Annotated in this window: 11 protein-coding genes; 4 read left to right on the forward strand and 7 right to left on the reverse strand. The window is 43.4% G+C overall.

Features of this window, described 5'->3' with window-relative positions:
• Positions 1–242: 242 nt before the first annotated feature.
• Positions 243–734, reverse strand: a complete 492-nt coding sequence (gene ruvC / locus RRG12_RS28585; protein WP_069072785.1) for a crossover junction endodeoxyribonuclease RuvC — start codon at positions 732–734, stop codon at positions 243–245.
• 175 nt (positions 735–909) lie between these two features.
• Between ruvC and RRG12_RS28590 the strand changes: the two genes are divergently transcribed.
• Together RRG12_RS28590 and RRG12_RS28595 are read left to right on the forward strand one after the other, a co-directional pair.
• Positions 910–2,292, forward strand: a complete 1,383-nt coding sequence (locus RRG12_RS28590; protein WP_069072786.1) for a gluconeogenesis factor YvcK family protein — start codon at positions 910–912, stop codon at positions 2,290–2,292.
• A gap of 302 nt (positions 2,293–2,594) precedes the next feature.
• The gene (locus tag RRG12_RS28595) at positions 2,595–2,726 is read left to right on the forward strand and encodes a hypothetical protein (RefSeq protein WP_420761502.1); all 132 of its coding nucleotides are present in this window, start codon (positions 2,595–2,597) and stop codon (positions 2,724–2,726) included.
• A 72-nt stretch (positions 2,727–2,798) separates the two neighbouring features.
• On the opposite strand, the gene RRG12_RS28600 is transcribed toward RRG12_RS28595, so the two are convergent.
• Positions 2,799–3,302, reverse strand: coding sequence for a tetratricopeptide repeat protein (locus RRG12_RS28600; protein WP_420761503.1), 504 nt, complete (start codon positions 3,300–3,302; stop codon positions 2,799–2,801).
• A gap of 31 nt (positions 3,303–3,333) precedes the next feature.
• On the reverse strand, positions 3,334–5,088 hold the full coding sequence (locus RRG12_RS28605; protein ID WP_420761504.1) for an Hsp70 family protein: 1,755 nt from the start codon (positions 5,086–5,088) through the stop codon (positions 3,334–3,336).
• A gap of 379 nt (positions 5,089–5,467) precedes the next feature.
• On the opposite strand from RRG12_RS28605, the gene RRG12_RS28610 reads away from it, so the two are divergent.
• Entirely contained in the window at positions 5,468–6,088 is a 621-nt protein-coding gene (locus RRG12_RS28610; RefSeq protein WP_420761505.1) for a Uma2 family endonuclease, read from the forward strand.
• Between the two features lie 4 nt (positions 6,089–6,092).
• Here the strand turns inward: RRG12_RS28610 and RRG12_RS28615 are convergent, their stop codons facing one another.
• The 3 genes from RRG12_RS28615 to RRG12_RS28625 form a co-directional block, all read right to left on the reverse strand.
• Entirely contained in the window at positions 6,093–6,440 is a 348-nt protein-coding gene (locus RRG12_RS28615) for a cupin domain-containing protein (protein ID WP_069072789.1), read from the reverse strand.
• Positions 6,437–9,331, reverse strand: a complete 2,895-nt coding sequence (locus RRG12_RS28620) for a glycerol-3-phosphate acyltransferase (RefSeq protein WP_420761506.1) — start codon at positions 9,329–9,331, stop codon at positions 6,437–6,439. Before RRG12_RS28620 ends, RRG12_RS28615 begins: the two co-directional genes overlap by 4 nt.
• Before the next feature lie 352 nt (positions 9,332–9,683).
• The gene (locus RRG12_RS28625; protein WP_176727114.1) at positions 9,684–9,860 is read right to left on the reverse strand and encodes a hypothetical protein; all 177 of its coding nucleotides are present in this window, start codon (positions 9,858–9,860) and stop codon (positions 9,684–9,686) included.
• Between the two features lie 485 nt (positions 9,861–10,345).
• On the opposite strand from RRG12_RS28625, the gene RRG12_RS28630 reads away from it, so the two are divergent.
• On the forward strand, positions 10,346–11,332 hold the full coding sequence (locus tag RRG12_RS28630) for an SGNH/GDSL hydrolase family protein (RefSeq protein WP_420761531.1): 987 nt from the start codon (positions 10,346–10,348) through the stop codon (positions 11,330–11,332).
• Between the two features lie 149 nt (positions 11,333–11,481).
• Here the strand turns inward: RRG12_RS28630 and RRG12_RS28635 are convergent.
• The coding region (locus RRG12_RS28635) for a WD40 repeat domain-containing protein (RefSeq protein ID WP_420761507.1) at positions 11,482–11,958 on the reverse strand (477 nt) is incomplete at its 5' end.

Here is an 11,958-nt window from a genome sequence, read left to right on the forward strand (position 1 = left end):
GTCCTGAAACAACTGGATTTTTACTCAGTACTTAGCTATATATAAGAATCCGCTTTGATTTCTGAACTAATTTGCGTAGGCAGGCAATAGGGAATAGGCAACAGTCAAGAAGGCTTCTTAGTTGTACTGAGTTTTTTCACCAAATCAAATATGAGTCCTATATTCACTCCCACTATGAGTAAGGGTGGGTTCCTCCTGCCTTGTTTACGACACGCTCTTGCGTTCGACCTCCTGAAAAACACCTACAACTGATAAGAAGCCGTCAAAGCCACTGCTAAAGCATCCGCAGCATCATCAGGCTTAGGAATCTCATCTAAATCCAACTCCCGCGCCACCGCTTCTTGCACTTCCGACTTATCGGCATTGCCATATCCTGTTAAAGCTTGTTTAATTTGAGCAGGAGTAAATTCTACATAGGGAAGACGACGCTGACCCAATACCAAAATGACTATACCCCGCGCTTGTGCAACCAGGATTGTACTTGACATACGATAGAAGAATAGTTTCTCGATCGCAACCAAATCCGGTTTAAATTCCTCCATCACGGTGTGTAAATCATCGAATAAGGTACATAGGCGCTGTCCCATTTCTACATCTGCCGATGTTTTAATTACTCCAAAATCCAGCATATTTACTGTAGTCTCTTGCACCTTTTTGGGATTTTGTATGCAGCTAATTGCCCCAAATCCTAAAATTGCTAGTCCTGGATCTAACCCTAAAATTCGTTTTTCCATCAAATTCACTTTTACCAAACCAGGGTATTGTTTAACTAGGAATACTGGCAATCTTGACCACTTGCTCTTAAGTCTAATGGGATTGACAAATATAATAGTTTCACGCCTAGGGTTTTAAACCAAGTGGTGTACATTTTCTGTTAATTATTGTTTGTAGCACTGCTCCGAATCAGGTATGTCAATTGGTTTTCTTAGACAAGCCCTCAAAGCCCTGCAAAAGCAGTCGCGTTCTCGTACTTCCTATCGGGTTAACCAGTGGTTCAAATGGTTATCCCCTGGACTATCGGTAAAACGTTGGTTGTTGATCAGTGTTGGGGGTGTACTGCTGGCGAGTTTGGGGTTAGCGATTTGGATTAAGCTGACCCCAATTTTTTGGATGATCGAGTTGGTTAGGGGTTTCCTAGGAGTAATCACCAACATCCTACCCAACTATATCAGTGGCCCTTTGGTGCTGCTTGGTGGTTTGCTGTTGGTGCTTTGGGGGCAAACTCGCACCGTAGGCTCAATTACTAAGGTACTGAGAGCAGAAGGTGGCGAGGAACTCATTGATGTCTTGATGGCTCATCGTCGATTGTACCGAGGCCCGAAAATAGTAGTAATTGGTGGTGGTACAGGACTTTCTACGTTGTTGAGGGGATTGAAAACCTACAGCGCTAATATTACTGCGATTGTAACTGTAGCCGATGATGGTGGATCTTCTGGACGATTGCGCCAAGAATTTGGAGTCTTACCACCAGGGGATATTCGCAATTGTTTGGCTGCACTAGCAGATGAAGAAAAGTTATTAACAGAATTGTTTCAATACCGTTTTCGGGCTGGAGATGGATTAACGGGTCACAGTTTTGGCAATTTGTTTTTAACGGCAATGAGTGATATTACTGGAGATTTAGAACAAGCAGTTGCAGCCAGTTCTAAAGTGCTAGCAGTGCGGGGACAAGTACTACCAGCTACTCTCAGTGATGTTCACCTCTGGGCAGAATTAGCCGATGGTCGTCGTATTGACGGGGAGTCTAGCATTCCCAAAGCTGGCGGTAAAATTGTCAAAATTGGCTGCATTCCAGCTAATCCTCCGGCGGTACCAGCAGCTATTAAGGCACTTAAAGAAGCTGATTACATTATTATTGGGCCAGGTAGCCTTTATACAAGCCTGATTCCTAATTTACTAGTACCAGAAATTGCCGATGCGATCGCTCAAACAGATGCCCCCCGTATTTATATCTGCAATATAATGACTCAACCAGGTGAAACTGAAGGCTACACTGTTGCCGATCACATCAGAGCAATTGATGCTGCTTGTGGAGAAAGGCGGCTATTCGATGCTGTATTAATACATAAAAAATCGCCATCAGAGCAATCACTCATCCGCTACGCTCAACAAAACTCCCATCCTGTTTTCCTCGATAGAGAAGCCGTAATTCAGCTAGGGCGAAGAATTGTTCCAGCTAATGTTTTGTATGAAGATGAAACGGGTTTTGTACGTCACAATCCCCAGAAACTAGCACAAGTGTTATTGCGCTGGTACGGTAGAGGCAATCACGGAAGAAAAGATGTTTCTTGAGAAGTAGTTAACAGCAGAGGCTTTAGCCTTAAAAGCTTACATAACAAGGCTTTTGGCATTTACTCGCTGAAAGAATGATAACAGTATTTTTTGCTATCAATTATCATTCTTTGTGCGAGGTTTTGCTGTGGTTGGAATATGTTCCTGTTTCAATACTTCTCGGATAAGCATTTTGAACTCGGAATTGGGTTTTGGGAAAAGGTTAAAGGTTTTTTCTTTCCCCTTACCCCTTACCCTTTTCCCCAAAACCCGACAAGTATTGGTTCCTATTTAATCGCTTCCTCCATTCGATAATTCAGTTTGTGCTAGTCAGTATGATGACGATCGCAATCGTACTTGCTTGGAGTGCGATCGCTCACCCTCAAGCGCCAACTGGGGATCTATTCTCTTCTCACATGACTACTGTTTTGGGCATTAAAATATTCTCGCCTTAAAACTCTATCCTTTTATGGGTAGAGTATTCTGAATTCTGAATTCTGACTCCTGTTTTATTCTTTGGTAGTCCCTTAAGTCTGATTATTTTTTGCCATTAACTGGATCATTTGCAGACAATCACAAGCGATCGCATTTTCTGGATCAAATTTGAGTGCTTGTTGCCAAGATGCGATCGCTTCTCGAAACTCTCCTTGTAATGCCCATAGTTTTCCCGCTAAGGCATGGAAGTCTGCATTGCTGGAATACAAAGCAATAGCTTGATTATTGTGCATTGCTGCTTCAGAATAACGTCCTTGTGATAATAAATACAGCGCTTCTCTGTGATCCCAAATAGCTTGGTCGTGCAGAGAGAATAAATCAGATAAGTCTACCTTGCAGCGTTTGCAAGTTATGGATGGGGCATTGGGCATTGGGCATTGGGCATTGGTTATCTCTCTTGTCTCCTTGTCTCCCTCATTTTTCCCTGTTTCCCTACTACCTTTTGTTGGACGATAAATTGCTCCACAGACAGGACATTTCATAGTTGCTTCATATAGATGTTCAATAATTGCCATGCCCCATGCCCCATGCCCCATGCCCTATTCCCTATTCCCTATTCCCTATTCCCTATTCATTAGTGCTGATATAGTAAAGAAAATCTTCCAGTTCTGTTTGTAACTGAGTTAATTCTGCGCTATTGTCAGCGATCGCATTTTCAATCTGGTCTAATAAGTCTTGTAATTCAAGAGCTTGTTCTTCGTCTACAGTAAGAAGTGCTTGCCTTGCGCCATCTAAAAGTGCTGCCAATTCTGGAGTGATTTCTACAGACTCGATTGAATCTTCTGCGGAGATTTCAATTGTTTCATCACTTTCAAATAATGCTTCTAAATCTGCCCTTGCTTGCTTCAATTCATGGCTGGAAAGTTTCTGTATTCCTGCATTATTTACTACTAGCGTCCCTTGTTGTCCTTTGCCTTTCTCGGTGGTGGTGACGGTAAGAATACCATTCAGGTCAAAGTCAAAGTGAACTTCAACTTGAATCCCTCCTGCTGGTTTGAGTGGTAAGTTTTCCACTCTAAAGGAACCCAGAGGAACATTTTCTTCGGCGATCGCATTTTCACCTTGGAAAACTTCGATTTCTACCGCGTCTTGCTCATCAAACAAGGTGGAATAAACATGAGAGCGGGAAACGGGAACAACGCTATTGCGGGGAATAATCACACTAAAGTAACCTGGCATAATACCCATTGGTGTAGGCACAGCCGCAGCAATGCCGAGGGAATGGGGAATTACATCTACAAGAATGGCGTCCACAGATTCACCTACTAGCACCCCCGCTTGCAAAGCTGCTCCTAAAGCTACACAAAGGTCTGGTTGAATGCCATCAGTGGGAGTTTGTCCCAGATGCTCGGCGATCATTTCTTGCACTAAAGGAATGCGTGTAGAACCACCAACTAAAATAATCCGATCAATCTCATCGGCTTCCAGGTTAGCGTCTGTGAGGGCGCGGTCAATTGCCTCTAGGGTTTCTTCTAATAGTGGGCGAATCGACTTTTCAAAATCTGCTCGCGCTACTTCTGTCTCTAGATGTAGTGCAGTTTTACCTTTACTACCTAAAAATGCTTCCCGGACTGTAGCAAAGGCATGGGAACTCAGGTCAATTTTTAACTGCTCTGCGGCTCTCAGGAGACGCGCTTGGGTTGCGGCATCATCAGGCACATCTACCCCATGCTGTTTGCGGAATAGCTCCGCCAAATGGAGTTGCAAAAGCCTGTCGAAATCGTCTCCACCCAAGCGATTATTACCATGACTAGCTAATACTTCGGTGACTTCGCCCGTAATTTCAACTACCGACACGTCAAAAGTACCACCTCCCAAGTCATAAACTACAATTCGTTCTGTCTCTTCGGAGCGCAAATCATAAGCTAAAGCCGCCGCCGTGGGTTCATTGATAATTTGCAGTACTTCCAAACCAGCGATCTCACCAGCAGTTTTAGTTGCTTGTCGTTGAGCATCTGTAAAATAAGCTGGAACCGTAATCACAGCTTGGGTAATTGTTTCGCCTAAAACATTCTCAGCCCGTTGTTTCAGGGCGCGGAGAATAATAGCGGAAACTTCATGAGGTAAGTATTCTTTATCTCCAAAAGTGGTTTTATGGTCAGTTCCCATCCAGCGCTTAATTGACTTGACAGTGCGTTCAGGAGCCGCTGCATACTGACGGAGGGCTTCGCGTCCCACCAGTAGTTTCCCTGTATCGCTAAATCCCACACAGGAAGGTAAAATCAAGTCGCCATCTTCACCTGGCAATACTCGCACCTGTCCGTTTTCGACGATCGCCACTTCGGAATTAGTTGTACCTAAGTCAATACCAACTGCTTTCATAAAATTCCAAGTTAGTTTAAAAGTTATTTGCCCCTAGTACCGCAAGGCGGAAGGCGGAATTCGTAATTCGTAATTCGTAATTCGTAATTAATTGTTTGCAAGGGTTTCAGACGTTTAAGATGGGTGGCTTATTTACGCCGTGCGGTACTAGTTTTAGCTCTGCGGTGCAATTGCGCGGAGTGCAGTGCCCTTTGGGCGATCGCAAAATATTGTATTTTTGAAGCTTGACAGCTTCACCATTTAGATACAAGGTTACATGATATTGACCGCTACGGTGTAGCGAGTTGGGATGAAAATGCGTTCAACTTCCATCTGGAAAATCTATCCGCAGTCCCCTAGATTAGAGATAATATTTCCAAAGCAAAAACTCTCAAAAGCCATGACTCAAGCTATACCCAAGCTAGTAACCTTTGAGGAATTCGTCGATTGGCTACCCGAAAATTCAGCGGTACGCTACGAACTACATAACGGAGACATTGTTGAGATGGCGCAACCAGTAGGGGAACACGAAGAAGTAAAAGGATTTCTAGGTATCGAAATTCCTGTTGAAATCAAACGTTTAGGATTACCCTACTTCATGCCTAACCAAGCTATAGTTAGACCTCCTGAAAAAGATTCTGGTTACTTCCCAGATGTGTTGGTGCTAAATCGTGCAAACCTGCCAAACGAACCATTATGGAAAAAACAATCTACCGTGAGTTTGGGTGCATCGATACCTTTGGCAATTGAGGTTGTATCAACCAACTGGCGGGACGATTACTATTTAAAATACGCTGACTATGAAGAGATGGGTATCTCGGAATACTGGATTGTCGATTATGCTGGCTTGGGTGGACGTAATTTTATTGGCAATCCTAAACAACCGACAATTTCTGTCTGTAACTTAATTGATGGAGAATATCAGATAAGTAAGTTTCGAGATAGCGATCGCATTATTTCTCAAACTTTTTCCGAATTGAATCTCACCCCAAACCAGATTTTTCAGATTGGTGTGATGTAGCGTTTTAAGCTGATATTTCCACTCGTAAACCAAAGTATGTCAAAACAAGCTCAGTTGAGCCACTATTGACAACTTCATGTACTTCTCCTGGTTCTATGGCTACGCAGTTTCCCGGTAGTAGGGGGTATTCTTTACCATCAATGTGAATTACTCCTGAACCAGCTTCCACAAAGAATACTTCACACATATCCTGATGCGCGTGTGCTGGTGCGGTTTGTCCGGGAGCAAAACGTGCTTGAGAAAAGTTAGTCAGGTGAGGTAAATCGCCGAAGCGTAGCATTACCTTTTTTTTGATTTCAGGATTGTGAGAAACCGACTCTTCAGGCAAGTTTTTCAGAGAAGTGGTAATCATTCGGGTCTTAAATCGTTAGATAATTCCACAATACCTCTAGACCCATCAATCCGTACCCGCTGACCATCTTGCAAAATCCATGTAGCACCTCGAACATCCATGACAGCGGGAATTCCATACTCACGAGCAACGATCGCACCGTGAGAAAGTCTGCCACCAGCTTCGGCAATTAATCCTCCAGCCCTTAATAACAATGGCGCCCAGCCGGAATCTGTGTAAGGCACTACCAGAATCGTATCTCGGTCAATCTCTGGAATGTCTTGTAAGTTTCGCAACACCTTTACTCTCCCTTCGGCTTGCCCGTGACTGGCTCCAATGCCTTGTAAAATTTGGTCAGAGTACAGTGGAGAGGGAGTTAAGGGATGAGGAGGTGTATTGCCGTAGACTAAAAAGGGTATTTGAATAATCTCGCTATCTTGCACAAATTGCGATCGCCTAAATTCCACTAACTCATCTAACTGCTCAATTAAGCTGGCATCTTCATCCACAACTAGACGCCGCACTTCATCAAAGTTGAGAAAAAAGATATCGCCTGTTTTTCTGAGTAAGCCGGACTTTAACCAAACCTTTTCTAAAGCGACAAAACTCCAACGCAATTCAGCTAAAAGCCGTGAATAAACTTCGGTAACTCGCCCTTTGATATCTACACGGCGTTGCACAAAAGAACGTTTGCGCTTAACAGCAAAGATACTATTAATCGCATCTTTTGCCCCTGCTTGTGGTTCGTTCCCCTGCATTAACTGCACAAACATCTGCTTGATCATCTGGGGATTTTCCCGCCAAGTGGGAACGGAGATATCAGTTCCCACTTCACTTAAATAGCCGTAATCCTGAAGCAATTCGTTAAATTCTTCTAGGATCTTTTCTCCTTCTGGGGTTTGCTTTAATTGCTCAAATACCTGCTGTGGCTCAAATTCCTGCAATACCTGCTTGGCATCTGTAGCGATTGCACTGAGCGATCGCAATGCCGCTACTTCTGGGGTAACACTGTTATCAATCTGGCTATCCTTTACCCGAAAAATCGCCTGTCTCAGGGCTGCACTTAAGGGAGCTAAAATGCTGTAATAGGTACCATGACGTAGCAACTCCAGAATAAAATCAATTCTTGCCAACAGCTTGGCTGGTTCCAAGTTATCTATATCTTCCTGTGCCAACTGTGACAAACCAGGAATGAAGCGTTTGTGATAATCCTGCTTGAAATCCTTTTCTAAACTTAATTCCCGCTTCAGCAACTTCCCTAGTCCTGGCAAATTTTCCCAGGTTGATTGCAAGGACGGTTTACTTAATTTAGCTCCTCTGGTTAAAAATTCCAGACTTTCCGGCGGCAGTCCCATTCGGAGAAAAATATCTCCTAAGAGGGATGCATTAAAGTAGGCTCTAGAGTAGTGCAGAGTTGCTGTCTCGGCAAAATCTAACCCCAAGGCGCGATCGCCTAAAACTAAAGTAAACAGTTCTCCCCAAACTCCACAAGTTAAGGGACGATTAATTGACCATGTTAAGGGGTGAATTACTCCGGGAATCACTTCAGCGGCGATTTTGCGTGTCCACATGGGCAATAGAGTGGTGATCGGTCGAGATTGCAACACCCAGAGTGTTTGACCGTCATAACTCCACTCAATATCTTGAGGAGTGCCATGATAACGTTTTTCGAGTCGGTAGGCTAAGTATGCAACTTGCTTGATCAATCCTTGTGGGACTCGTCCTTCACCCTCTAATTGTATAGAGTAAGAATTTCCTGTTTCAACCACAAAAGCTCGATATTGTTCTGGTGTGACTTTTCCCGAAACGACTTGCGTCGGGCTGCCTGGAAGGGCTTCGATGATGATCGCATCACCTTGCTGGGTAATGGGATCGCGGCTGAAAGCGACACCAGAATATACACTCTGAACTTGTTGTTGAATCAACACAGCCATTGCTGTATCATTTAAGCCGCGATCGCGCCGATATTGAACAGCAGATGGATGATTATAAGAAGTTTTAACTTGAGCGATCGCTGCTTGTAATGCCTCTGGGCTGGTAACATTTAGAACTGTTTCATACTGTCCAGCGGCGGAAGCGTTTTCTGAGTCTTCTCCTATAGCCGAGGAACGCACCACCAAGGGGGATAATTCTGATGGCTGGAGAAATTCTGTCAACCCTTGGGGATCGTCAATTGGGGCGAGTACCCACCCCTTCGGAACTGAATAGCCCCAGCGCTTAATTTGAGATAACGTAGCTGCCTTTTCTCCGACGATGGCAGCATTCAACTCTTCATCTAAAGAAACCATTGTGCGATCGCCGCGTAAAAATTCCAACATCGCTTGCGATTCTGTTTGTGCCTCTTGGGCTGGCAGATTCATATCATCAGGAATTCTGGTATAAATCCAGGCCATTAAAGCAGCTAAAGCGACAGCAGCAAGCATTCTGGGGATATCGTTCAGGTGCAGCAGGGTAACAAACAGAGGAAAGAGCAGTAAAACTCCAAATTTAACTACCTTTCTGGATTGCAGAATTGTAAAACTAATACCTGCAAAGAAAGATACAAATATTGCCACCAGTGGATCATGTACGACAAATCCCCAGACAACATTTGTCGTACCTGCCCCTCTGCCTATCCAGTATCTACCAATTACCAGAGCGATTAGAGCAATTAATTCCCAAGACGAGCCATCTGGGAAGAAAACGCGGCTGAGTAAGACTGCCGCAACTCCTTTCAAAGCCTCTGACAAGACTGCCAGAATTCCGACAAATTTACCGCCATGATAAAAGGCAGCCGATACACTAATATTTTTTGTACCCAGTTGTGATAATTGCTTACGCTTCAGGGCGTAAGTAATCCATGCAATCAGGGGTAATCCGCCCAAGAGGGGGCAGATAATTAAAATAACTAAGACACCCCAAGGTTCAAACATTCTGGATTTTGGATTTTAGATTTAAATTTTCCATCTAAAACCTCAAATCTCAAATCTAAAGTTTTTCTGAAATTTTTGATGGTGATTAGGGCGCTTTTATTGAAAAGAATTCAGGAGTCAGAATTCAGGAGTCAGAATTCAGGAGAATATTTGATAAATAGAATATAGTAATCATACTAGACTCCTTATGCAGACAGGATATTTTAAGTTTCTCAACTACACAAACTAGCTTTTCAAACTAGCCGTCAAGCCTGTTTTACTTCTGAATTCTGGATTCTGTATTCTTCTTTAAGGACACTTGGCTACCACGGAAACCGTTTAAGACAAGTGTCCTTCTAGGCTACTAATGGTTTTAGTTTAGCGCATAGGCAGCTTGCAGCGCCCAGATTATGAGAGCAGCGATCGATCCCAAAAGCAACACGGTAGAGATGGTGACTACTTTTGGGGAATCTGCACCCTCAAATTTCATAATTCCTCGATTTAAGTCGGACATAGCTTTGTAATCCTCTGTTGTTGGAGCATGAAACATTTGTCCGTTTTGATTGTAGTCCTTCTATTTGCGGATAATGTTAAATTCCTAATACTATTTTGTTTAACCTTCACAATTTTTAAAACCCCACAATTACTTACTTCTCTAGAGATATAAGTATGATTTATACAAAATGGAATGAGAAATGGGGAATGGGGCATTGGGCATTGGGCATCGGGTAGTTCACAAACTCAACTTTACGCGATGTGCAACTTAAATATTCTGACCTCACTTCCATTCCTCTCTCCTTTTAGGAGAGAGGCTTTGATTTTTGCTCCCCTTCCCTTGTAGGGAAGGGGTTGGGGGTTAGGTTTGAGATAAAGTCGCACATGGCGTAACTTTCATCTTTGGAAGCTCAACTTTGAGCCTAAACCTTCTATTTCTAACTTCCTATGCCCAATGCCCAATGCCCAATGCCCAATACTCAATGACAAATGACAAATGACCAATGACAATTGACAAATGTGTATAAAAGGTTGTGGGTAGTGAAAGTGGCACTGATCGTAATTGCGGCGGTGGTTGTGGGATTGTTTGTAGTAGTGGAGATCGGACTGCGATCGCTGTTTGGTTTTGGTAATCCCCTGATTTATATTGGCGATGAACAGATTGGTTATTTATTAGCTCCTAACCAACGTACCCGTCGTTTTGGTAATCGCATTGAAATTAATGAGTATTCTATGCGGGGTAGTCCGATAAAAAAGATACCTGCATCTTCTGAACTGCGAGTTTTACTGCTGGGTGATTCTATTGCTAACGGTGGCTGGTGGACAGATCAGACTAATACAATATCTAGTTTGATGATGCGTTCTCTAGCGTCATCCACTAATAGTAATTACCAGGGAGTAGAAGTGCTAAATGCTTCAGCTAACTCTTGGGGGCCAAGGAACGAATTAGCTTATTTGGAGAAGTTTGGCAATTTTAACGCGCAAGCAGTGGTGTTATTAATTAATACTGATGATTTGTTTGCAACTCCTCCCACATCTTTACCAGTAGGACGCGATCGCAATTATCCAGATCGTAAACCTCCTTTGGCATTAATGGAAGTGTGGCAGCGTTATATCGTTAAGCAAAAGCCAATTCCTGAACTGCAAGCAGTGCAAAATGAACCAGGCGATCGCGTGGGGATTAATCTGGAGGCGATCGCTAAAATTCAAGCCCTGACTCGTCAAACCAACAGCCAATTTCTGCTTGTTATGACTCCCTTACTGCGAGAAATTGGTGAACCAGGCCCCCGTGATTACGAACTTCAAGCACGTCAGCGCTTGAGCGATTTTACCAAAGCGCAGCAAATTAACTATATAGATTTTTTGCCGAGCTTCAATTCAACCACCGACCCGCAAGGTTTGTTTCACGACCATATTCACCTCAACTTGCAAGGAAATAAATTTGTCAGTGAAGTTATGGAGCGATCGCTTTTGGAAATACTGGGGGAAGTGTCACTTCATCGCTATAGCGGTTCTCGACAAGCATAAAGTACAATTTTGACCTCACTTCCATTCCTCTCTCCTTTTAGGCTACGGTGTACACACAAGTAGACCCAGAGCAAGTTTCCAGCCAAAATCAGTTGAGTTGGGGTTTAAATCCCTAACTCCAACTGTCTTTAATTTTGAATTTTGAATTGTTAATGGTTCTCTGTGGGTACTGATTGCCAAGCAAGGCGATCTTTCCAGTGCGATGTGAAATTAACTTGAACTACTTGCTTAAAGTCCTCCAAAGCTGCTGAAAAAGTTTTCTCTTTTAGCTTTGCTGCACCTTGGTTATTCAACTGTTTAGGGCATTGTGGATTCCATACATATTTTTGACAAGTTTCGTGGGCAATTTCTACATCATTGCCATTTTCAAGATTTTGAAAGACGGGATGATAATATAACCTGTTACAGCAAACTTGCAACCATTCTTGCCACCCACACTGCCACAAGCGGACTGTTCCATCAAGACCACCACTGGCAATCAGTTTACCATCAGGGCTAAAAGCTGCGGAATTTACCCAATACTCATGTCCGCGCCAAGGTTGACCAATGGGGTTGCCGTGAATATCCCATAAGCGCACTGTCGAATCATTGCTGGCACTGACAATCCACTGACCATCAAGGCTAAA

Source organism: Nostoc sp. CALU 546 (genome assembly GCF_048836525.1).